Below are 22,894 nucleotides of genomic sequence, written 5' to 3' on the forward strand. Positions count from 1 at the left end.
ATGGTCTCAGGAAGTAGCAATTGCAGATTTCGGTCCCAGACGGGACGCCACATGTCTAGTTTTTGACAACAAGATATGGATAATCGGTGGTTATCACACCACACGCATGCACGATGTCTGGTATTCGGCTGACGGTGTCAAGTGGTTCCAGGCTACAGGAGCTGCCGCCTTCCCCATCAGATCACAACATTCCAGCCTGGTTTTCAATAACCGGATGTGGGTGATTGCAGGAGCCAACGGTCCAAAATTGCGCGACGTCTGGAGCTCGGCAGATGGTGCTGCCTGGGTCAAGGCAACAGATACCGCCGCTTTTACCGCACGCTATAACCCCACTTCCGTGGTTTTAAATGGAAGGATGTGGGTGATCGCAGGATATGACACAGGTTATAAAAAGGATGTCTGGTATTCCGCCGCAACAGCTGCTAATACCCTTGTTGACCTCAATCTGCCTACTACAGAAGTCACCATGGAAACCACTGCTTACACTCTCCCGGCCACCGGTGAAGCCCAATACAACGACAGTACATTCTATGCAAAACCCCTTACCTGGAGCATCATATCCGGTGACGGAAGTCTAAGCGGGAATTTATATACGAGAGGTACCTCAAACGGTACTGTCGAACTTCTGGCAAGCTGTTCCGAACATTCCAAGACAGTCAGCCGCAAGTTGATAATCCATGTGGCGGACTGGACTCAAGCCTCTGCAAGTGCTGGTTTTACAGCGAGAAAACTTCATGCCAACCTGATTTTTAAAGACAAAATGTGGGTAATCGGAGGGCAATGCAACGGTTCGGATAAAAACGATGTCTGGTCGTCCAGTAACGGGATCACCTGGAGCCAGGAAACTCCAGGTGCTGATTTTTCAGCACGTTATGGTCATACCTGCCTGACCTTCGACGACAAGATGTGGGTGATTGGTGGATATACAACAGGACAAGGATTCAAAAATGATGTCTGGTTTTCAAGCAACGGGATCACCTGGTTCCAGGCTACGCTTAATGCGGCTTTTGACGCGCGTATGTATCATTCAAGCCTGGTTTTTGACAACAAAATGTGGGTGCTAGGCGGCTTTTCCAATGTTGGATCCTATCATAGATTTAGCGAAGCCTGGTGTTCGACGGATGGAGTGACATGGACCCGGGCCACCGGAACTGCCTCTTTCTCCGCCAGAGATTATCATTCCAGTTTGACATTCGACAATAAAATGTGGGTGATCGGAGGCAGCACAGGCAGCGATAAAAACGATGTATGGTATTCCAGCGACGGGATCTCCTGGTTTCAGGCTACTGCAGGAGCAGCTTTTACCCCGCGAACCAGGCACACGAGTCTTGTTTTTGACAATAAAATGTGGGTGATAGGGGGCGGAGCTCCTAGTTATGCAAATGATGTGTGGTATTCCAGTGACGGGATCTCCTGGTTACAGGCTACCGTAAAAGCGGAGTTTAGCGCACGTACGCTTCATACCAGCCTGGTCTATGAGGACAGAATGTGGGTGATTGGAGGGAGCGACTCAACTGGCTGGAAAAACGACGTCTGGTGCTCATTGGACACTGCTGAGGTAACACCTGTTGACATCAATCTTCCCACTACGGAAGTCACCATGGAAACCAGCGCCACCTTTGCTTTGCCTTTGACTGCTGAAATCCAGTACAACAACGGCACATTCACAGCAAATAACCTGACCTGGACAATTTCTACAGGCTCAGGCGAGATCGTCGATCATTCTTACAGCCCAGGCGGCTCGAACGGCACAGTCGAACTCTCAGCCGGCTATTCTGAACATTCAGTCACAGTCAGCCGGAAAATAATAATCCATGTGGCGGACTGGATTCAGGCCACAGCAAGCGCGGCTTTCGACGCCAGAAGGGCGCAGAGCAGCATAGTCTTTAATAACAAAATGTGGGTGATCGGCGGGGATGATGCCAGCGCCAATAAGAGAAACGATGTCTGGTATTCAAGTGATGGGGTAACCTGGACCCAGGCCACTGCGAGTGCGGGTTTCTCCATCAGATCTGAACACTCCTGCCAGGTTTTTGACGGCAAGCTGTGGGTGATCGGCGGACATGATGGGACTTATAAAAACGATGTCTGGTATTCTACGGATGGTGCCGGCTGGACACAGGCCACTGCCGGCGCTGCTTTCTCGGCCCGTGAAAAACTTACCAGCCTGGCTTTTGACAACCGGATCTGGGTAATCGGTGGAATTGCCACAGGCGGGTTGTTTAAAAAAGATGTCTGGTATTCCACGGATGGCGCAGGCTGGACTCAGGCAAGTACAGACGCCGGTTTTTCAAACTTATCAGATCATTCAAGCATAGTATTTAACAATCAGATGTGGGTAATAGGGGGCGGCAATAACTCTGCCTGGTATTCCAGTGATGGAGTAACCTGGACTCAAGCCACAGCAGCCGCTGCTTTCTCCTCCAGAGACAGGCATACCAGCCTGGTTTTTAACGACAGGATGTGGGTGATCGGCGGAATAGCTTCTGCTTACATGAACGATGTCTGGTCTTCGATCGATGGAATCACCTGGACCAGGGCTGCATTAAATGCGGAATTTTCACCGCGCTATAATCATTCAAGCATAGTCTTCAACAACAGGATGTGGGTGATCAGCGGCTACAGCAGCATTTCTCCTTTATACAGAAAAGATGTCTGGTATTCAGCTGCGACTGCAGAGGTCATGCCCCTTTATCTGGAAACCTATCCCAAAACCCTGGAAGTGGCTACAGGCGGAACCCTTGAACTTTCCACAATTTCCAAGAAAGTCTTTCATAATGACGGTTCCTCACATGAAGCGAACAGCGTGACCTATCAGGCAATCGGCGGAGGCTCGATCAACGGTTCTCTATACACTGCTCCTGGAACCTCCTGCGAAGCCACGATAGAAGTGGACTATACTGAAAACGGACATTCCATCAGCACGCATATCCGGGTGACTTGCGCGAACTGGATCCTATCCACAGCAAGCGCGGCATTCCCAGCCAGGAATAATCATTCCAGCTTGATCTATGACAACAAAATGTGGGTGATCGGCGGAGACATCAATGATTCTCCCTATTACGCAAACGATGTCTGGTATTCGAGCGATGGGATCACCTGGACTCAGGCCACTGCCCATGCGGCTTTTACAGTGAGGGAGCAGCATACCAGCCTGGCCTATGACCATAAGATGTGGGTGATCGGCGGAAATAACGGCAGCTCCAGATTCAATGATGTCTATTATTCGACTGATGGTGCGGATTGGACCCCTGCGACTGCTGATGCGGATTTCTCTGCCAGGAAATATCATACCAGTCTGGTCTTTGACAATAAGATGTGGGTGATCGGAGGCCAGGACAGCACAGGTTATGTTCATGATGTCTGGTACTCTATAGACGGCTCTCAGTGGACACTGGCAACCTCTGAAGCTGCATTTCCGGCACGCACAGATTTTACCAGCGCAGTCTATGACGGTAAAATGTGGTTGATCGGCGGATACGGCACTGGTGCTCAAAAAGACATCTGGTATTCAAGTGATGGAATCACCTGGACTCAGACTGCGGATATGCCTTCAAACCGGCAAGGCCATACCAGCATTGTCTTTGACAACAAGCTGTGGGTGATCGCAGGCAGCGACGGCGGGAACTACTATAATGATATCACTTATTATTCAATCTCAGGCGGAAACTGGAACATCGCTGCAGCAGGAGGATTCTCAGTCCGCAAAGAGCATACCAGCCTGGTCTTCAACAACAAAATCTGGGTGATCGGTGGTTTCAACTGGCCAAGTTCATTGTACAATGATGTCTGGCATTCAGTTGCCACTGTTTCCAGCACTCCTGTAGATATCGGCCTGTCTTTCACCACAGTGGAAATCGGGGTCAACCAAGCTTACAATCTGCTTCCAACCGCTGAAATCGAATATAATGACGGCACTTTTATCTCGCATGATCTGAACTGGGTCAAATCCGGCAATGGCACTCTTGCAGGTAATGTCTTTACTGCACCGGGCACGGCAGGTACGACTGAGCTCACGGCATCATATGCTGAAAACGGAGTGACACTCAGCAAGACCCTGGAAGTGGTTTATTTGGACAATTCAAAAACCAAGGTGGTTGACCTGGGTGGTGGTGTAAACATGGAATTCGTCTGGATTCCTTCAGGCAGCTTCACAATGGGCGGCCCGGCCAGCGAGGGAGGCGAGAGCAATGAACGCCCGACACACGAGGTGAACATTACCAAAGGCTTCTGGCTGGCTAAAACTGAAGTCACTCAGGCGCAATGGAAGCAGATCATGGGCAATAATCCCAGTTATTTTACAGCAGGCTATCCCAATTGCCCGGTGGAGCAGGTATCCTGGACCGATTGCCAGTCCTTCATCACCAGTCTGGAAGTGCACGGTTACGGCACCTTCCGGCTGCCTACTGAAGCTGAGTGGGAATATGCCTGCAGGGCCGGGGTTGCCACCGCATATTACTGGGGAGCTGCAATGAACGATAGCTACTGCTGGTATTCCACTAACAGCGGCAGTGCAACGCATGATGTAGGCGGAACCACGGCCAATGCCTGGGGTTTGTATGACATGAGCGGGAATGTCTGGGAATGGTGCAATGACTGGTATGACCCATCCTATTACACTAGTTCTCCAACCGTAGATCCCTCAGGTCCTGCAGTTGGAACTAACAGTGTGGTACGCGGTGGTTCCTGGGATAATGACGCGTGGTATGCTCGCTCCTCAAGCCGTAACTATGCAGACCCCGGCAGCGGCAGCCGAGCCCAAGGCCTGCGCCTCCTCGCAGTCCCGGCTGGCACGAAAATGCCTGTGGAGATCGAACTGTCTGCCACAACAGCGGAAATCGGGACTAATCAGACTTACAATCTTCCAGCAACTGCCGAAATTCAATACAATGACGGCACTTTTACCTCGCACAATCTGACCTGGAGTATAACCTCAGGCGGCGGAGCTGTTGGCAGTAATATCTTCACTGCTCCAGGTACAGCTGGTACAACTGAGATCACAGCTTCGTATGCTGAAAACGGGGTGCCAGTCAGCAGGGTCCTGAAAGTGCATTCTAATGCGCCACTGATAGTTGACCTGGGCAGCGGCGTAAACATGGAATTCGTCTATATTCAGTCAGGCAGCTTCACAATGGGTGGTCCAGCCAGTGAGGGAGGCGGCAGTAATGAACGCCCGACACACGAAGTACACATTACCAAAGGTTTCTGGCTGGGTAAAACTGAAGTCACACAGGCACAGTGGCTGCAAATCATGGGCAACACTCCCAGTTATTTTCCAGCTGGCTACCCCAATTGTCCGGTAGAGCAGGTTTCCTGGACAGATTGCCAGTCTTTCATCACCAGTCTGGAAGTGCACGGTTATGGAACCTTCAGATTGCCTACAGAAGCCGAATGGGAATATGCCTGCAGGGCAGGGACTGCTACTGCATATTATTGGGGAGCAGCCATGAACGGAGCTTACTGCTGGTATACTGTTAACAGCAGCTCCAAAACACATGATGCGGGCGGAACCACACCCAATTTCTGGGGCTTGTATGACATGGCCGGAAATGTCTGGGAATGGTGTAATGACTGGTATTTATCGAATTATTACAGCACATCGCCTGCTGATGACCCGCAAGGGCCTGTTTCAGGCTCGTATCGGGTGATGCGTGGCGGCTCGTGGTACAGCACCGACCACGATTGCCGCTCCGCGATTCGCCCCTTTAACAGCCCTGACTATAAGTACAGCGACATCGGGTTGCGTCTGGCCATCCCCCCGCAGGATTAGAATACCGTCATGCGTGTCCTCACAGTCTCGGCGGGGCAGTAAAAGGTGGGCACATTGTCCGATTAATGGGGACGATTAATGGGACGGTGCTTTACAATTTTACTTTTCATTTGTCAGATTTAAATTTTCAGATTACTATTTCGAAATAGTTTTGAATACGAAATCCGAAAAATGCAACGATACTGTTCTGAGACCGAGTTTCAGGCTCTCACGCGAGAGACTGACCAGAAAGGCACGCTCCACTTCATCCTGGAACAGTTCGCAGAATTGATTCAGTCCTTTCGCCATTCCACTGTTGACTGAGGAACTCAGCTTCACTTCCACCGGGATTATTCTCCCCCTGTCTTCCACGATGAAATCCACCTCGTCCCCATGCGATGTTCTCCACCAGTATACTCTCGGGATCTTTCCCGTGTTATGGAAATTTTTAACGATCTCCTCCAGGACAACCGTCTCCAGCACCTGTCCGGATAATGGCCCCTTGAAAATCTGTTTTTCGGAAGTGATGCCGTTGAGATGACAGAGAAGCCCTGTATCCAGAAAATACAGCTTAGGGCTTTTGATGATCCGCTTGCCTTTGTTCCGATAAAATGGCTTGACCAGAATAATCTGTCCGCTCGCTTCCAGTATCGTCACCCAGGCTTTGACGGTGTTTACCGCCACACCCAGGTCCCTGGACAGGTTTGAAAGATGAAGCACCTGCCCGTTCTGCGCTGCAGTCAGCTGCAGGAATCTCTGGAAATCCCCGAGATCCCCGATTTGTCTCAATTGCCTGACATCCCGCTCCAGGTATGTCTGCAGATAGCCTGTGAACCAGGTTTCGAGATTCAAGTCCTTTCTGAGGGCAACGTCAGGGAATCCTCCTTTTAAAATCTTCTTCTGTAAAAGCTGCAGATCCATTGATTCAACTTCACAGCCCTGCTCTCTGAGAGAAAATGGCAGCAGCGTAAAAACGGCAATCCTGCCTGCAAGAGACTCGCCCACATGTGCCATCAGCGGAAATATCTGCGAACCTGTGAAGATGAATCTGCCCCGCATTTCGCGCTGATTGTCGATCATAATTTTAATCTGCTGAAAAAGCTGCGGCACATACTGGATTTCATCGATAATCAATGGAGGGGGAAATGATTCAAAAAAAAGGGCCGGTTCTTTCGCAGCCAGCAGCCGGATATCCGGATTATCAAGCGAAACATACCGGTATTTCCCTGAAAACAAATGCTTGAGCAAAGTCGTTTTGCCTGATTGCCGGGGGCCTGTCACTATGACGGATGGGAATTGCCTGGCTGCAGCCAGAAGTGGCTTTTCCATCTCTCTGTGAATGTACTTCACTGCCATCCTTTGTGCATATTTTCAGTCTTACTGCAAATATACACAGCATTGGAGTGGTTGTCAAGATATAATTAGGGAGCAGAATGGGGGAGCAGAATGGGGACGCGCCTCAATAATCAACAAACCGAATATTTTTTCTGGTCTTGAGGGAACAACCTCTAATCTTCAAGCAGTTTCTCGAATACCCCCAGCAGCGTCTTCAGATGCCTGTCCCAGGAAAACCTGGTCAGGTTTTCCAGGCCTTTGCGGATCAGTTCTGCCCTGCATTCCTCGTTTTTGACTTTTCCCATGGCATGGATCAGCTCTTCCCTGCTCCTGGGATTCACGAGAATCGCGCCGGCTCCTGCCACTTCAGGTAGCGATGACAGATTCGAAGTGATCACAGGGCAGCCAAGAAACTGGGCTTCAAGCACGAAAATCCCGAATCCCTCATAAAGCGTAGGAACTGCCAGGGCCAGGCTGTTGCGATACAGGCTGTTCAATTCAGAGTCGCTGATGAAATCCGTGAAAATCAGGCGTGGATCAGAAGCTGTACAATCCGCATTTTTCCGTCCGACTATCACCAGTTTGTCGGTTAGATTGGATTTCAGGAAAGACTCGATCAGGAAGGGGTGATTTTTGTGGGATTTCAGGGAAGAAACAAACAGGTAATATCCGTTTTTTATCAGATCCAGACTGCTTAAAATGCCGTTATCGATCATTTCGAGCTTTTCAGGCGAATGAGCGTAATGATTGACTATCACAGGCTGCTCCGGTTTAAAGAGCTTAATCAGGTCTTTTCTGGTGTTTTCGGAATTCACGAGTAACACGTCTGATCTTTTTACTGCCAGCCTGTTCATGTACAGGTAGTAAAATTCTTTAAGCCTGGAATAATAACCTGGAAACAGCAGGGGAATGAAGTCATGCAGATAGGTCACTATCCTGCATGTTTTTAAAAACGGGACTATGAACTGATGCTCATACAGCAGATCGATTTTATGCTTTTTCAGAAGCAGGGGAAGCAGGATCTGCTCTTTGGCCGAAAAGATTTCGGCGTCAAAGCGATTCAACCGGAAGTAATCGCTCCCTGCAAACTCAGATTGCTCAGGCTGCCTGCAGAGAAGGTGAAAGCAGTAATCCGGCCTGAGGCGATCGAGCTGCAGCAGAATCGCTTTCAAACCCACTGCAATGCCTGTGCGGTCTTTTTCCAGATATCTGATGTCTATCGCGATGTTCTTCATATCTAATTACCCAGCCCTTGTGGGGTGGCCAGGTATCCGAAGCTGTAACAAAACCCGGAGGGTTTTTCAACAGCTTTATACACCAGGACAGGACCCGCCACAAATCAAAGTTTTTGTAAAATATATGGCTGCACACCACAAAAATTTGCCAAGCAAAATCAGCATATCAGAAATTGCGTTTTATTTCGATGCGGTTTCAGAGACGGCTTCCGGTCAAACCTGGTGGTCCGCCACTAACTGTTGACATCAATTCTTTCTTTCCTTATACTTACACCACCCTGTACCAGCCTGGTCATTGGGACTGGTACTGTCACCGAGTCAGACTCGGAATTTAAACCGGAGGGATACTTAATGACAAAGTATCACAATTATTACGAATCTCTGATCATGATGAACCCCACCATGGAAGCCGAAGGCTACCAGAAGCTGCTCGACAAGGTCGAGACCATCATCCACGAAGAAGAAGGCGAAGTCTGCAAGAAAGACGTCTGGGGCGTGCGCAGGCTCTCCTACCAGGTCAAAAAACAGGACAACGGCTATTATGTTCTGATTTACTTCAAGGCTCTGCCCACTGTCCAGGGGAAGCTCTCCCATTTCTACACAGTCACTCCCGACATCTGGAGGCACATGACCCTCAAACTGAACGAACAGATGGTGGCAGACTATATCCCCAATCTGCCGAAAATCCCCACAGAGCATAAAAAGGTCGAGGAGAAGATCTGATGGCGACTCTGAACAAGATTCTGCTGATCGGACGCCTGACCAGAGACCCTGAGCTGCGCTATGTCCCGAACGGCGGGCCTGCAGTCGCGAACTTCACCCTGGCTGTGAACCGGCCGTTCAAGAATCAGAACAATGAACGCGAGACAGATTTCATCGACATCGTGGTCTGGCGCAAGCTGGCTGAAAACTGCAAGCAATATCTCAGCAAGGGGAAGCTGGCGCTGGTCGAGGGAAGGCTCCAGATCAGGAGCTTTGAAGCTCAGGACGGCACCAAGAAAAAGGTCTCTGAAGTGATCGCTGACAACATCCAGTTCCTGGACCGCTTCGCCCAGCGCGAAGAGAACGGCGCAGCGGATGTTCCTCCACCCCCGGCTGCTTCTGAAATGCCTCCGATCGAACAGATCGACGGCACAGGCAGCGAAGATCACGGCGAAGACATACCTTTCTAAGACTTTAACCACTGAACACTAAGAATACCAAGGAGAACCCAGAATGAATCCGAACAATAAAATGAGAGCCCCGCGCAAGAAAATCTGCATCTTCTGCAAAGACAACCTCACATACGTGGATTTCAAGAAAACCGAGCTGCTGCGCCGCTATATCACGGAAAAGGGCAAGATCCTGCCGCGCCGCGTCACCGGCTGCTGCGCCAAACATCAGCGCTGCGTCGGCGAAGCCATCAAACGGGCCAGGGAAATCGCTCTGCTCCCGGTTGTCGGGACTGATAACCACTGATGCCGTCCGAAAAAAATGAAATGCTGGAAGGAGCGCTTTACTGCGCTCTTTCTTTTATCCTGTTCGGCTCTTTACTGATCTTTCAGACAGCCGGGCAGGTGATTTCGATCTTCTCCTCGCTGCCCATGCTGCTTGCCGCCTACCGCACTCCGTTCAAAACTGCAGTCATGAGCCTGTTGGCCTCCACATTCCTCGTCTGCCTGGCCTCTCCAGCCAATTCAATCACCTATTTCACTTTTTATGGACTCAGCGGTTTCCTGATCGGCCTGTTCGCCAGGAAAAAATTCAACCCTGCAGGTACGATCTTTTTTGCCACATTTTCCTGCCTGGCCATTTTCCTGATTGTCATCCTGTTCCTGGGAGGATTCACAGGCAGCCTGCCTGACGGTAAATTCAGGCAGGAAGCTCTGCAGGTGATAGACAAGCTGGAACTCGACCTGCTGCGGGACCTGGAAAAAAGCGGCAAGAGTGTTGATGAGCAGAAAGTGGCTTTGGAACGATTCGTCCAGGTGCTCAAAATCATGTTCCAGATTTTTTATCCCTCGATCTTCGTTTTCTCAGCCTCCTGCTTTGCGCTCATCTATTATCTGCTCGGCCAGTATCTGCTGCTCAGCTATTTCCGGTCGGAAATCGTGCCTTTCAGCCTTTACTCCCTTCCCTGGAAATACATCTTCGTCTTCATTTTCTCGCTGGGGTTTTACGAAGCCTATACCTATCTGAATCATACCAATCTGATGGACATGCCTGATTCGACCGGCGGGAATCTGCTGCGTTATTCACTGAACATCCTGATTTCCAGCCTGATTTTTTACTATTTCCAGGGCCTCGCCATAGTGAACAACTATTTCGAGCGGATCAAAGTCTTCGGCCTGCTGGCCCTGATGGTTTTCCTGTTCCTGTCCCTGATCCTGACCTTTATCCTGCATAACCCGCTGCTGGCATTGCCGCTCGCTTTCCTGTTCTCCGAGCTGATCCGCCGCTCCAGGAGCACCTCAATGGCCATAGTAGTGGTGTTCGTATATTCAGTGCTGATCCCGCCTTTTCTTTTGTTTCTGACACTGCTGGGAATCTTTGATTCCTGGTTCGATTTTAGAAAATTAGAAGGAGTAACACATGAAAGTAATCCTGCTTGAAGACATCAAGAATCTCGGAAAAAAAGGTGCTTTGCTCGAAACAAGGGACGGTTATGCCCAGAATTTCCTGATTCCCAAGAAACTGGCTGTGATGGCTACGGACGGCAACCGGAAAATGCTGGATCATTTGAAAAAGGAAAAGACGATCAAGGATTCGCGCGAGCTGATCGAAGCCAGGGAAATGGCAGAAAAACTAGCAGAAAGCAAGCTCGTGATCGCGGCGAAAAGCGGGGAAAAGGGCAAACTGTATGGATCGATCACTTCGCCAGACATAGCGGAACAGATCAGAATTCAGCTTAAAATGGAGATCGACAAGCGCAAGATCGAGCTGGAAGCACCCCTGAAAGAGATCGGAAAATTCAAGATAAAAATCAAGCTGTACCATGATGTGCATGCCAGCCTGGCCCTGGAAATCAAGGCCCTGGAAGAATAGCATGACCGACAGGAAGCTTCCCCCTCAGGATCTGGAAGCCGAAGAGGCTGTACTTGGAGCAATGATGCTCTCCAAGGATGCGGTGTCCGCAAGCCTGGAGCTGCTGAGCGAGACCGATTTCTACCAGCCGAAATTTCAGGTGATTTTCTGTGCAGTCAGGTCCCTGGAACGATCCGGCTCTCCGGTAGACCTGCGCACTGTCACTGATTACCTCCAGAACAACAAAATGCTGGAGGGGGCCGGAGGGGCGGCCTTCATCACTGACCTGATTTCAAGAGTCCCTAATTATTCCAACATCGAAGCCTATGCCAAAATCGTGAAGGCCAAGTCCATCCTGAGGCAGCTGATCCAGACAGGCCAGGAAATCACGAATCTGGCTTTTGAAGGCGGAGGAGGAGCGGAATTCAACCTCGACCAGCTGATTGATCAGGCCGAACAGAAACTGTACCTTGTATCCCACAACAGGAACATCAAGGATTTCCAGCCGATCGATGATCTGGTCACCAAGGCCTTTGACATGCTGGAGAAAGTCTATAAGAACAAGGACCACATTACAGGTCTTCCTTCCGGCTTCTATGACCTGGACAGCCTTACAGCCGGCTTTCAGCCCGCAGACCTGATCATAGTAGCGGGCCGGCCCTCAATGGGAAAGACCGCCCTCACCCTCAATATAGCAGCCCACGTGGCTTTCGAGCACAAGAAACCAGTAGCTGTCTTTAATCTGGAAATGCCCGCCACCCAGCTTGTGCAGCGCATACTATCCCAGGAAGCTGAGATCGACCAGAGCCTGCTCAGGAAAGGCATGATCAAGCAGAGCGACTGGGGCAAGCTGCATCTGGCCGCGAGCAGGATCGCCAAGGGAAAGATTTTCATCGACGACACGGCCAACATCACTGTACTGGAAATCAGAGCCAAGAGCCGGAAACTCAAATCACAGAATCCTGATCTGTCCCTGATAATCGTGGACTATCTGCAGCTGATCAGCTCGTCTTCCTCAGTGGAAAGCAGGCAGCAGCAGATCACTGAAATCTCCAGAGGAATGAAACTCCTCTCACGCGAGCTGAACGTCCCGATCATAGTGCTTTCCCAGCTCAACCGCGCCGTGGAATCCAGAACAGACAGACGCCCCATGCTTTCCGATCTCCGGGAATCCGGTTCGATCGAGCAGGACGCAGACCTGGTCATGCTGCTGTACAGGGACGAGTACTACAAAAAGGATAAGACGGCAGAACCTGGGATCGCTGAAATCAGCATTGCCAAGCACAGGAACGGCCCGATCGGGGTGGTGAAGCTTGAATTCAAGGATAAATACACAAGATTCTATAACACCACACGGCGTTCGGAATAGAACCTATTCCAGCTCGCTCCGCGCCTTGTATGCATAATCACTGTAAGGCTCAAGCGTAATGCACTGCCTGAAATAGGACTGGGACAGTTCCCTGCTGCCCTTGGCTTTGAAGGCAATTCCCAGGAAGTAATAAACCGCGTTGGCCTGATAGACCGGTGAAATGTCGTACTTGTCCACCTGATAGCTTCCGCCGTTCTGGAACTTCTTGTCAGAGTTGATATACAGCAGCGCATCTTTGAGGTATTTCACCATTGAATCATAGTCTTCAAGAGCTTTCAGGCTTTCAGCCAGGCAGATCTTGACGAACACGGAATTCTTGTACAGCTTGTCAGCCTCTTCCAGGGCATAGTATGCTTTCTGATAGTCTGAAGCGTTCATGTAATAAATTCCCATTGCCAGGTACGCCTCTCCCAGAGAAGGATCACTGATCATGGCGTTCTGCAGTTCTTTGAAAGCCTGGTTCTTGTTCCCCTCGTGGAATTTCTGATAGGCAAGGTCCAGATGCGCCCTGGACATCAGGTCCCCTGACTGCAGCCCCTTGATCTTGGAGATCTTTTCCAGTTCAAGGTCTGACCCTGTCTTGTCTCCGAGGTTCTTCCTGTAAAACGCCACCTGGTAGCGGACCCGGATATTGGAGGGATCGAGCTGGGAAGCCTTGTTGGCGTCTGTCAGCGCCTTTACCAGGTTGTTCTTGCGGGCATAGACCAGGGAGCGGTAATAGTAAGCATCTGAATAGTCGCTGTCCATTTTCAGTGATTGTTCGATCAGGGTCAGGGCATCGTCGGATTTGTTCTCACTGATCCTGTCTCCGACATTGAAATCCATCGTGTCAATGGCCTTGTAAAGCCTCAAAAAAGCCTCCAGACTTTCCGTGAATCCGGTGAACAGGCTGTTGGAGGAAAAAGAAAGGTAGTTCATCTGCATCTTATCGTAGATAGCCTGAAATGCGGTTTTCAGGATATCATGGAAATAATAGATTTCCTTGTTAAAGGTATTCTCCCAGATCACCTTGCGGTTGTCACAATCCAGGATTCTCAAAGTATGCCCCATGGTCACGCTCTTTTTAAGCTGGTCCCGGTCGCGGGTGCTCACTTTGCGGATGTTGCTTTCAGCAAGCTGCATATATTCCGTCAAGTCCTCGTATGGTAAACGCTGATCCTTCAGGACCCGCTTCGTGATGGTGAATCGTTTGTATGCATCAACGTAGTCCTTGCGTTCGAAGTACATCTTTCCTTCCCGGTAATTCCGGTTTGCGATCTCATTTTTCTCTTCCATGGTCATGTTGGCCATGGCTGCATCATTGTAAATGTCGCTGTCCAGATTCCCCTGCAGAAAATTCTTGGTCGCCTCGTCGTTCTGGGGAGCGGAATCGACGAATTCCTTGTAATATGTGTCATAATTATTGCCGATCTCCCTGATCGAGCCGAATATCACGTAATCCACGCTGAACATCTCACCCAGTTTCTGGGCAACTTCCGTCCGGTCAAGGTCCTGGACCGAGAGTCCGAGTTCCACGAGCTTCTGGTGCATCTCTTCACGGCTGACAACATCCAATCCAGGCAGCTTGCTGAAATTGCTGATCAGAAAATCCGTAAATCCTTTGACATAGACACGTTCGCTGCGGGAGTTGGAAGCCTGGGGATAGATTATCAGAAATTTTTTATTAAGCTGCTTGCGCTCTTTTTCGATGCTCTGCTGAATCTTATCCCTGGTAGGCTGATCGACTCCGAAAAGCTGCAGCTTCTGGTCGAGGTTAATCTGCTTGTTCGCAGAAACAGGAGTCTGCACGGCGGCAGTTTCCCTGGTGATCTTGGTCCTGGCCCAGTCAATGATCGTTGAGAGGGACTCCCCGGTCGACGACACAGGCGCGGTCTTTACATTATTAAGAGGAACAGTGCTGCTCTTGACGACTTCTTCAGTTTCAACCGGGAGTGTGGTGGATGCCGGTTCAACAGGCTCGACCGGCGTGACTGGCTCAACAGGCTCGACTGGAGCAACCGCAACTTCACTCGATGCCTCCGGATTTTCCACAGGTTCCGGGGGAACGATCTTTACAGGTACAGCCGCGGTTTCCACGGTTTTCTTAATCACAGGAGCTTTGACAGCCGAAGTTTCAACGGTTTTTCTGGGGATGACCGGGTTTTTTTTCACCGCAGCTGTCTCAATCGCTTTAGCTGCCGCAGTCTCCACAGTTTTCAAAACCGGGATTTCCTCGGTTTTCAGGATCGGATTGACCGGCCTCTGGATCGTTTCGTCTGTGATTATCTTCAGTGCCGTTTCCACGGTCTTCGTAATAATGGCTTCAGTCGTGGGCGTCACAGGCGGCTTGACGGCAACCGGCAGCACAACCTGGTTCTGACTGGTCTTTAGAAAGTAAACGGCTGCGATGATCAGAATTGCAGCTGCCGCAACTGCCATCAAATAGACAGGCTTCTTTTTTTTCGCTGCGCTGTCAGGGCCCTGTACCTGCTTTCCCCCGGCTTTCAGAAGATGGGAAAGCAGCATGCCTTCAGGGCAATTTTTATCAGAAAGTGCGTTATAAATGCCCTTGAGAAAATTTGTGACATCCTGACTGGGCAGATACTTGGCGATTGACTTCAGGATCGAGATCCGAACCTCTTCGCGCTGGACAGTGTCATGCTTTTTTTTCAGAAGTTCCAGACCTTCGCGGCTGCCGATTTCGCCGAGTGCATAGATCGCGCTCTCGTTAAGCCACAAGGCCGGCGAGGAAAGCATCTTTTCCAGAACTTCCAGTACGTCCTGTTTGCCGAATTTTACCAGTACTTTGGCGGCATTGGCGCGGACGCGGTGTTCAGGGTCCTGGAGCATGGGGACCAGAAACTCAACCACCTTCGGATCAGGGATCTGCTCCAGCCCCTCGATCGCATTGGCGCGGATCCTGTGGTCAGGGTCCTTCAGGTATTCCGCTATCACAGGGATTACCTTGGAGTCGCGGAACCCGCCCAGCACTTTGACGAGCGTAGCCTTGACAAAAGGATGACGCTCTTCAGACAGCAGATTGATCAGATAGGGAATTGCATTGGGGTCAGCCATCTGTCCGGCGCCCTGGACCACCTTGATTCTCTTCTTGTAATCAGGGTCTTTGAGATATTTGATCAGAGCGTCGATGTTGATGGATTTGAAAGACTTGTCTTCATCGAACAGGCCGTGTGAACTCTCTCCCAGGCTTTTCAGGATTGTCCCCACATCGTATTCATCGTCGACCGATGTGCCTGATTTCTCCTGTTTCAAGTCGTCCAGGATTTTCTTGGCATAATAACGGACTGATACTTCTTCGTAGTTCGCGAGAAAATTCAACAATTCTGCGGCCTGGGAATCACCCGCCTTGACCCGCTGCTTCAGATCGTTGAATTTTGATTCGCGGTGATCGTCACCAGCAGAAAGAATGCTGTCGATGAATTCTTTTTTAAAATCCATTTACCTGACCCTCTGACAGAACAATTCATTCAACATTTCATCATCCAAGCCCTATCGGTTTTTCTTTTCAGTCTCTCAGTTTAAACAATTATAATATCTTTTCTGCTCCGGCACAAGCAAAGAACGATTCAGCCGGGCTTCCAGATATTAATCGGCAGATTCAAGAAATTCTCAAGCTGTGATTGTCTTGCCAACCAGGCCCGGATATGGTATAAATTTAATGATGAAACAATCCGGTTTTTCGATGATTGAACTGGCTGCCGCAGTCACGATCATTTCATTCATGGCTTACCTGGTGCTTCCCTATGGCCATGATCTTTACCTGACACAGAAAAAAGCCGTGACCTATAAAACCATTAAAATGATGCGTTCAGCTCTGGAACAGTATGCCAGGGATCACAACGGGGCCTATCCCAGGAAATTGAAGGGCCTGATTGAACAGGATTACATGCGGGAAATCCCTTTCAACATTTATGCCGACACCAGCGACTGGCAGATTGCCAGGAGAACATATGAGCCATATACCGAAATACGGGATCCGAGCATTACGCAGTATTTCGAATGGAACATCACGAAAGGCTGGAAAAAAAAGGAGCAATGGGTGATGTACAAGCCTACAAGTGAGGATCAGGCTCCTGTCTGGGCTACTACGGATGTAATTCTGCCCAGAAATCCCAAAGATGATGATGGAGTGACACCCTTGCTAGGACCCCATCAGGATAAGGATTCCGGAGATCTGGAATACAGCTACTGGGGCATTTGCAATGTCAGAAGCACTGCTCCACTTGGAATAGATCCTGAAGAGGACCTGTATGACTCAATTGAAATTCTGATCTATGCAGATTCGAACAGAACTTATTCAAATTGAAAGGCTGCCAATGAAAAAAGCTTTTTCCCTGATCGAACTGGTGATCTCAATCACAATTATCGGCGTGCTGTCAGCCCTGATCGTGCCCAAAGTGATCCAGTACATCGATGACAGCAAGAAAAACGTGCTGCTATACAACCTGGCTACCATCCGCAGGGCACTGGTGGCTTACGCCAAAGATCATGACGGCTGCTATCCCCGCAGCCTCAGGGAACTGGTGGAGCGCGGCTACATAAATGCGATCCCGACCGACCCCCTGACTGACGGCTGCACCTGGGAGATCGCAGTCTGGTCGCCTGATCATAAAACCGGCAGCAACATCCCGCATCCCACTTATCTCTGGGCAGGAACTTCCGAAGACGTTCCCACCTCGGAAAAGGTGGTACCTCTCACGATGTATACAGATGAGCAGTTGACGATACTTGGAAAGCAGGCGGCAGATTACAAGTGGGATACACGCGGCATCTGCAATGTACGCATTGGAAATCGGGGCAATAAGTATTACAAAGACAGCAGTTTCGACAAATTAAGCGCTGATTCGACAACCACACCGGCCGATAATCTGTATCTGGGTGATTTGTCGGGAAAGCTCAAAGATTATCCGGATTATTCAGAAATCAAAAAGCCGGACGAAGATCCGGTTTATTAAAACCAGTTTCTAAGATCAAATCAATGACTGTCTTCAAAAACCAGCGCACCGCGCTTGAATACGGCTTTGACCTGATTCACTCCGATGTGATGGGCAAAGTGCAGATAATTATCGGCATTGATCACTAAAAGATCCGAAAGTTTCCCTATGCTGATCTCTCCTCTATCAGTAAGCTCCAGAGCCTGTGCACCGCCTCTGGTTGAAGCGAACAGGGCTTCTTCGGGCGTCAGCTTCATCTGCAGAAGGGAAAGCGTGATCGCAGTCTGCATCGATTCGCAGAAAGATGATCCAGGGTTGAAATCAGTGGCGATCGCCACAGGCACTCCTGCATCCAGAATTTTCCTGGCAGGTGCATACGCTTTGCTCATCAGATAAAATAGAGTCACAGGCAGCAGCACAGCTACGGTCCCGCTTGAACAGAGAGCTGCGATTCCATCGTCACTGACTGCTCCCAGATGGTCTGCAGAAACCGCTCCCAGTTCAGCCGCCAGCCTGGCCCCGCCTATGTCGTGGATCTCGTCAGCATGCATTTTAAGCTTGAACCCCATTTTTTGGGCCTGAGTCAGATAAGCCCTTGTCTCTTCAATTTCGAACACCCCTTTTTCGCAGAAAATATCGCAATAATCAGCCAGGCTTTCAGATTTTACGGCAGGGAGAACTTCAGACAGGAGGTAACTGAGAAACTTGTCTTTATTCCCTGAATATTCCCTGGGAAGGGCATGCGCACCCAGAAAAGTGGAAATCAGATCAACAGGCTGGTACCTGGAGAGTTTTTTTGCGACTCTCAGCATCTTCAGTTCAGTTTCAAGATCCAAGCCATAGCCGCTTTTTGCTTCTACAGTGGTCGTTCCATAGTGCAACATGATGCGGAGCCGGTTTTTGGCGAGTTCCAGCAGCAGATCTTCCGGGGCTTTCCGGGTAGCCTCCACTGAAGACAGGATCCCGCCACCGGCTGAGAGAATTTCCAGGTAGGTTTTACCGGTCAGCCGCATTCTGAATTCGTGTTCCCTGCTGCCTGCGAAAACAAGATGGGTGTGGGAATCGATAAAACCCGGCATTACAATGCAGCCGGCAGCATCGTAAACAGTGACCGGCTGATCCCTGTATTTTTCATAAATCAGGCGTTCAATAACAGAGTCCTGGTCAAGCGCGATGATTGTATCTGAACACAGCAGTGAAACACCGGATCTGACTCCGAGGGTCAGGTCAGACATGGTCAGGATCTGGTTCGCATTGCGGATTAGATACACATCATTCACCGATGACTTTGATGATTTCTTCCACGATTTCCAGCGGGGAACGATCGTCGATGCGCACTGAAAAATCGGTTTTTTCGTAATCCTGAATTCTCTGGTCGAAAAGAGAGTGCAATTCTTCGAGATTCTGTGCCAGAGGACGGTCATTATCCTTCAGGATGCGCTCAAGCAATGTCTCAAACTCGGCCTCGAGATAAACGGTAGTACAGTTTTTCTTAATGATTTCCCGATTCTGCGGCCTGCAGAAGCAGCCTCCGCCACCGGAAACAACTGCTTTTTTTCCTTTACAGACGGATTTGATCCACTCGGTTTCCAGGGACCTGAAATGTTCCTCCCCGGATTCCGCGAAAATCTCGGAGACCTTCTTGCCTTCATTCTGTTCGACTTCACGGTCCACATCAAAAAAAGGCCTGCCCATCTTCTTGGCCAGCAGTTTACCGACCGTGGTTTTCCCACAGCCCATGAAACCAACTAGGAACACCTTGTCTTTCATTATAATTCCGTCAGAAAAAATCGATCCCTTTCATTATATCAGAAAAAAGAGTTTTCAACAGTCAGGATTCCGCAGTCATCAGTCTGAGGATTTCACGATATTTCTCACCGGTCTTAGCCACCACTTGCTCTGGAATTCCATCGTACTGGAAGTGATTGGCGCTAAGATAGTCTCGTAAATACTGCTTGTCAAAGCTCAAAGGAGAGCTGCCGGGTCTGTATCCATCCAGCGGCCAGAATCGCGATGAATCAGGGGTCAGGACTTCGTCCACCAGCACAAGTTCCGAACCGATCATCCCGAATTCCAGCTTGGTGTCGGCAATGATGATGCCACGTTCCAGAGCGTATTCCGATGCCCTGCGGTAGATTTCCAGGCTGCTCTCCCTGATTTTTTTTCCTAATCCGGCTCCCACTATTTTCTCGAATTCCGGAATTGAAATCGGGAGGTCGTGCCCGGACTCAGCTTTGGTGGTGGGGGTAAAAATCGGATCTGGAAGCTTCTCTGACTCCCGCAGGCCTGAAGGAATTTCTATCCCGCAGATGCTTCCGGATCCGGCATATTCCTGCCAGCCGGAACCGGCCAGATAACCCCTGACAACGCATTCCACAGGCAGCACTCTGGATCTGGCTACAACCATGGAGCGTTTTCTGAGTTTTTTTTCCGTTTCCGGATCGAGCTTCAGTGATCCCACACCGCTCAGATAATGGTTTTTTATTACTCCAGCAAGCAGTCCGAACCAGAACAGGGAAATCTCGTTCAGCACCTCCCCTTTTCCCGGTACCAGGACAGGCAGCACCACATCAAAGGCTGAGATCCTGTCCGAAGTCACGAACAGCAGCCTTTCACTGTCGATTTCATAAATATCCCTGACTTTACCCTGCTTGATCAGTGTCAGACCCTTGATGATTTCATTGAATCCTTTCTTCATCAGCTTTCCTTTAGATCCCTGTTGTCCTGAGCTATTTTCTGCTTCCCTTCCTCTCTCCCGTGTTCGAGTTTAGTAACCAATGCCGGATCTGACAAAGCCAGTATCTGCACGGCTAGGATTGCCGCGTTGGCGGCAGCGTCGATCCCCACACAGGCCACTGGAATTCCTGACGGCATCTGCACAGTAGAAAGAAGCGCATCAATCCCCAGCAGGCTTCCGGAACTGACCGGAATTCCGATCACTGGAAGAGTGCATCTGGCTGCCACAGCTCCAGCCAGATGAGCGGCCATTCCAGCTGCGCAGATGATCACGCCGAATTCTTTGGAACGGGCCTGTCCGGAAAATTCAGCCACCTGTTCCGGTACCCTGTGAGCTGACATCACCACCAGTTCAAACGGCACATCGAAATCAACCAGGGTTTCCAGACCTTTCTGGATCCTGGGAAGATCACTTTTGCTGCCGATCAAAAATGCGACTTTTTTCATATGCACCTCATATCCTGTTCGTACAGACTCGCCATGGCGCGTCTCTACATTAACGGATGTTTATTCATTGCAGCTTCAACGTTATTTCCTTCAATACACCAGGTGTGCCTTTGGCTTCAAATGTCACTGCCGGAGTGGCGGCAGCGGGAAGGCCGTTGATAGTGAAGGAAACCGGTTCACCCAGGTTCCCGCCTTCATCGGCAGTGGTGGCTGAGTCGTCGAAATAACAGATCAGATCTCTGAAATTTCCATCTGCGGTCCCTGAGAGAGGAATCTCGACCCTGCCGCAGAAAGTGCCTGACTGATCAAAAGCGCAGATCCTGTCGCCTGCAGTTACATCTGACTGTCCGCTTTCGCAGTAAAAAGTTACATACTGGCTGGTTCCAGCTGGAAAACCCTGCGTTTTCAGGTTGCAGCCTGCAGATGGGATTTCATTGATTAAGCCGACTGAATTATAGGAAAAGGCGTTGTAATAATATGTTACTCCTGCAGCAGCTGTGAGATCCTGGAACATATACCATCCTGACGATATCTCAGGCCGATGCCTGTCAAAAATCAGAGTCCCGTCATGGGATGAGGCTGGTACGGCTCCAGTTTTTCTGAGAAGTTTCACACCATACAGATTAGTGTCCGCAGGGATATCCAGGAAAACATCCACTTCCCCGGAACCCCAGGGAGAAGCTTTCAGAGAGCTTACAGCGAGGGGCGGATTATTTCCGCTGAACGGGAAAGGTGTGCTGAGCGTGGACCCGCCTCCACTCCTGCCTCCGCTTCCGCCGCAACCGGTAAGATAAACAGTGAGCGTCAGTATCAGAAGAAAAAAACTGATCAGGATTAATCTCATTTGTTAATATATTATCACATGCTCAGGCTGAAGGTTAAAGGAACAAACATAAGTCTTTTTTAACTTTCATCTTTTACCAATTACCATTTACCTGTTATCTATTACTTTCTTCATTTCCCCCCTGCCGCCCGCCTCAGCCGGTCATTGATCGCCAGACCAAGACCATGTTCAGGCACTTTCTGTGCGAACAGGCAGACTTTGCCTTTGAAATGGCGGAGCGCCGGAAACAGGCCCGCTGCTGCTTCGCTGAGATCTCCCGCATGACTCAGGATCAAGAATTTATCGATCTCAGGGATCAGCGCTTCGCGGAAATAAATCGCTGCCGCATCCTGAGGACTGATCCCAGTCAGTCTGATGAGCCTCTTAAGGTCAGCTGCGTCGGAAAAAAGTATTAAAGGTATTTCAGGTGCATAGTGCCGGGTCGAATGACCCGGGGAATACTTCTGCTGGAATTCATCGGCAAGCAGAGTATCAGGAAATTCCGATTTCAGCTCCTCCACAGTGATCCCGCCAGGCCTTAAAACCAGCAGACGATTCTCCACAAAACGTACTACCGTCGATTCCAGCCCGATTTTAGTCTCTCCTTCGACAATCGCAGCGATTCTGCCTGAGAGCTCATCCCTGACATGTTCGGATCTGGTCGGGCTGACATGGCCAAATCTGTTGGCGCTGGGTGCTGCCACCGGAAAACCGGCGAATCCGATCAATCTGCGGGCGACCTGATGATCCGGAAATCTGACTGCCACTGTGTCGAGACCGGCAGTCACCAGGTCAGGGACAACGTCTTTCTTTCCAGCCACTATAGTCAGCGGTCCGGGCCAGAAACGCTCCATCAGGCGGAGCATGTTCCCATTGATTTCAGTCCAAAGTTCCAGTGCCATTTCCAGGGTTGAAATATGCACAATCAGGGGATCGAAAAGAGGTCTCTCCTTGGCTTCGAAAATTCTGGCTACTGCCTGTTCATTGTAACAGCAGGCTCCGAGGCCGAACACAGTTTCAGTTGGGAATGCCACAAGTTGTCCAAGTCTTAAGAGCTCGGCCGCAGCCCTGAGATCGGAATCGCTTTGTGTCAGATATTTTGTTTTCATGGGCCTCATTTGCGAAAATATATCAGCAGAAACATGGAAATTCAATTGTATCCTGAGAAAACAAGACGCCGAATCATTAGAAATTCCATGAATTGGACGCGATAAATCGTCTCTCTACTTGCATTATTTTGCTGAATCATTAGAATTCTAGTGA

At 49.9% G+C, this 22,894-nt stretch carries 18 protein-coding genes; 9 read left to right on the forward strand and 9 right to left on the reverse strand.

The features are described 5' to 3' along the window. Nucleotides 1-106 precede the first annotated feature (106 nt). Nucleotides 107-5,770: an SUMF1/EgtB/PvdO family nonheme iron enzyme gene (locus tag PHW04_13980; GenBank protein ID MDD2716995.1), complete on the forward strand. Its 5,664-nt coding sequence runs from the start codon at nucleotides 107-109 to the stop codon at nucleotides 5,768-5,770. 135 nt (nucleotides 5,771-5,905) lie between these two features. Here PHW04_13980 and PHW04_13985 read toward each other — a convergent pair whose 3' ends face one another. Then, a complete protein-coding gene (locus tag PHW04_13985) occupies nucleotides 5,906-7,078 on the reverse strand; it encodes an ATP-binding protein (GenBank protein ID MDD2716996.1) in 1,173 nt (390 codons plus the stop codon). Between the two features lie 179 nt (nucleotides 7,079-7,257). Then, nucleotides 7,258-8,319, reverse strand: a complete 1,062-nt coding sequence (locus tag PHW04_13990) for a glycosyltransferase family 1 protein (GenBank protein MDD2716997.1) — start codon at nucleotides 8,317-8,319, stop codon at nucleotides 7,258-7,260. 351 nt (nucleotides 8,320-8,670) lie between these two features. Between PHW04_13990 and rpsF the strand changes: the two genes are divergently transcribed. The 6 genes from rpsF (at nucleotide 8,671) to dnaB (ending at nucleotide 12,691) form a co-directional block, all read left to right on the forward strand. Beyond that, complete coding sequence (gene rpsF, locus PHW04_13995; protein ID MDD2716998.1) at nucleotides 8,671-9,042, forward strand: 30S ribosomal protein S6; 372 nt, start codon at nucleotides 8,671-8,673, stop codon at nucleotides 9,040-9,042. Then, a complete protein-coding gene (locus PHW04_14000) occupies nucleotides 9,042-9,491 on the forward strand; it encodes a single-stranded DNA-binding protein (protein ID MDD2716999.1) in 450 nt (149 codons plus the stop codon). The genes rpsF and PHW04_14000 overlap by 1 nt, the downstream gene beginning before the upstream one ends. 61 nt (nucleotides 9,492-9,552) lie before the next feature. Beyond that, nucleotides 9,553-9,777, forward strand: coding sequence for a 30S ribosomal protein S18 (rpsR, locus tag PHW04_14005; GenBank protein MDD2717000.1), 225 nt, complete (start codon nucleotides 9,553-9,555; stop codon nucleotides 9,775-9,777). Beyond that, entirely contained in the window at nucleotides 9,777-10,910 is a 1,134-nt protein-coding gene (locus tag PHW04_14010; GenBank protein MDD2717001.1) for a DUF2232 domain-containing protein, read from the forward strand. The genes rpsR and PHW04_14010 overlap by 1 nt, the downstream gene beginning before the upstream one ends. Then, nucleotides 10,891-11,343 (forward strand): 50S ribosomal protein L9, encoded by a 453-nt coding sequence (rplI, locus tag PHW04_14015; GenBank protein ID MDD2717002.1) that lies wholly within the window; start codon nucleotides 10,891-10,893, stop codon nucleotides 11,341-11,343. Before PHW04_14010 ends, rplI begins: the two co-directional genes overlap by 20 nt. Before the next feature lies 1 nt (nucleotide 11,344). Next, complete coding sequence (gene dnaB / locus PHW04_14020; protein MDD2717003.1) at nucleotides 11,345-12,691, forward strand: replicative DNA helicase; 1,347 nt, start codon at nucleotides 11,345-11,347, stop codon at nucleotides 12,689-12,691. Between the two features lie 3 nt (nucleotides 12,692-12,694). On the opposite strand, the gene PHW04_14025 is transcribed toward dnaB, so the two are convergent. Then, nucleotides 12,695-16,129, reverse strand: coding sequence for a HEAT repeat domain-containing protein (locus tag PHW04_14025; protein MDD2717004.1), 3,435 nt, complete (start codon nucleotides 16,127-16,129; stop codon nucleotides 12,695-12,697). 223 nt (nucleotides 16,130-16,352) lie between these two features. Between PHW04_14025 and PHW04_14030 the strand changes: the two genes are divergently transcribed. Next, a complete protein-coding gene (locus tag PHW04_14030) occupies nucleotides 16,353-16,997 on the forward strand; it encodes a type II secretion system protein (protein MDD2717005.1) in 645 nt (214 codons plus the stop codon). A 10-nt stretch (nucleotides 16,998-17,007) separates the two neighbouring features. Next, complete coding sequence (locus tag PHW04_14035; GenBank protein ID MDD2717006.1) at nucleotides 17,008-17,646, forward strand: type II secretion system protein; 639 nt, start codon at nucleotides 17,008-17,010, stop codon at nucleotides 17,644-17,646. Between the two features lie 20 nt (nucleotides 17,647-17,666). Here the strand turns inward: PHW04_14035 and hutI are convergent, their stop codons facing one another. The 6 genes from hutI to PHW04_14065 all read right to left on the reverse strand — a co-directional run bounded on the left by hutI (nucleotide 17,667) and on the right by PHW04_14065 (nucleotide 22,740). After that, complete coding sequence (hutI, locus tag PHW04_14040) at nucleotides 17,667-18,896, reverse strand: imidazolonepropionase (GenBank protein MDD2717007.1); 1,230 nt, start codon at nucleotides 18,894-18,896, stop codon at nucleotides 17,667-17,669. Between the two features lies 1 nt (nucleotide 18,897). Continuing rightward, nucleotides 18,898-19,395 (reverse strand): shikimate kinase, encoded by a 498-nt coding sequence (locus tag PHW04_14045; GenBank protein MDD2717008.1) that lies wholly within the window; start codon nucleotides 19,393-19,395, stop codon nucleotides 18,898-18,900. Nucleotides 19,396-19,456: 61 nt separating this feature from the next. Continuing rightward, nucleotides 19,457-20,323: a phosphoribosylaminoimidazolesuccinocarboxamide synthase gene (locus PHW04_14050; protein ID MDD2717009.1), complete on the reverse strand. Its 867-nt coding sequence runs from the start codon at nucleotides 20,321-20,323 to the stop codon at nucleotides 19,457-19,459. Next, on the reverse strand, nucleotides 20,323-20,808 hold the full coding sequence (gene purE, locus PHW04_14055) for a 5-(carboxyamino)imidazole ribonucleotide mutase (GenBank protein MDD2717010.1): 486 nt from the start codon (nucleotides 20,806-20,808) through the stop codon (nucleotides 20,323-20,325). The genes PHW04_14050 and purE overlap by 1 nt, the downstream gene beginning before the upstream one ends. 64 nt (nucleotides 20,809-20,872) lie before the next feature. Next, nucleotides 20,873-21,652: a hypothetical protein gene (locus tag PHW04_14060; GenBank protein ID MDD2717011.1), complete on the reverse strand. Its 780-nt coding sequence runs from the start codon at nucleotides 21,650-21,652 to the stop codon at nucleotides 20,873-20,875. A gap of 110 nt (nucleotides 21,653-21,762) precedes the next feature. Continuing rightward, nucleotides 21,763-22,740 (reverse strand): L-threonylcarbamoyladenylate synthase, encoded by a 978-nt coding sequence (locus PHW04_14065; protein ID MDD2717012.1) that lies wholly within the window; start codon nucleotides 22,738-22,740, stop codon nucleotides 21,763-21,765. Between the last annotated feature and the right edge of the window lie 154 nt (nucleotides 22,741-22,894).

It is taken from the genome of Candidatus Wallbacteria bacterium, from assembly GCA_028687545.1.
Classification (GTDB): Bacteria; Muiribacteriota; JAQTZZ01; order JAQTZZ01; family JAQTZZ01; genus JAQTZZ01.

Coding starts and splice junctions, on each gene's coding strand:
- PHW04_13980 (MDD2716995.1), top strand. CDS start 107: ATGCACGATGTCTGGTATTCGGCTGACGGTGTCAAGTGGTTCCAGGCT.
- PHW04_13985 (MDD2716996.1), bottom strand. CDS start 7,078: ATGGAAAAGCCACTTCTGGCTGCAGCCAGGCAATTCCCATCCGTCATA.
- PHW04_13990 (MDD2716997.1), bottom strand. CDS start 8,319: ATGAAGAACATCGCGATAGACATCAGATATCTGGAAAAAGACCGCACA.
- rpsF (MDD2716998.1), top strand. CDS start 8,671: ATGACAAAGTATCACAATTATTACGAATCTCTGATCATGATGAACCCC.
- PHW04_14000 (MDD2716999.1), top strand. CDS start 9,042: ATGGCGACTCTGAACAAGATTCTGCTGATCGGACGCCTGACCAGAGAC.
- rpsR (MDD2717000.1), top strand. CDS start 9,553: ATGAGAGCCCCGCGCAAGAAAATCTGCATCTTCTGCAAAGACAACCTC.
- PHW04_14010 (MDD2717001.1), top strand. CDS start 9,777: ATGCCGTCCGAAAAAAATGAAATGCTGGAAGGAGCGCTTTACTGCGCT.
- rplI (MDD2717002.1), top strand. CDS start 10,891: ATGAAAGTAATCCTGCTTGAAGACATCAAGAATCTCGGAAAAAAAGGT.
- dnaB (MDD2717003.1), top strand. CDS start 11,345: ATGACCGACAGGAAGCTTCCCCCTCAGGATCTGGAAGCCGAAGAGGCT.
- PHW04_14025 (MDD2717004.1), bottom strand. CDS start 16,129: ATGGATTTTAAAAAAGAATTCATCGACAGCATTCTTTCTGCTGGTGAC.
- PHW04_14030 (MDD2717005.1), top strand. CDS start 16,353: ATGAAACAATCCGGTTTTTCGATGATTGAACTGGCTGCCGCAGTCACG.
- PHW04_14035 (MDD2717006.1), top strand. CDS start 17,008: ATGAAAAAAGCTTTTTCCCTGATCGAACTGGTGATCTCAATCACAATT.
- PHW04_14045 (MDD2717008.1), bottom strand. CDS start 19,395: ATGAAAGACAAGGTGTTCCTAGTTGGTTTCATGGGCTGTGGGAAAACC.
- PHW04_14050 (MDD2717009.1), bottom strand. CDS start 20,323: ATGAAGAAAGGATTCAATGAAATCATCAAGGGTCTGACACTGATCAAG.
- purE (MDD2717010.1), bottom strand. CDS start 20,808: ATGAAAAAAGTCGCATTTTTGATCGGCAGCAAAAGTGATCTTCCCAGG.
- PHW04_14060 (MDD2717011.1), bottom strand. CDS start 21,652: ATGAGATTAATCCTGATCAGTTTTTTTCTTCTGATACTGACGCTCACT.
- PHW04_14065 (MDD2717012.1), bottom strand. CDS start 22,740: ATGAAAACAAAATATCTGACACAAAGCGATTCCGATCTCAGGGCTGCG.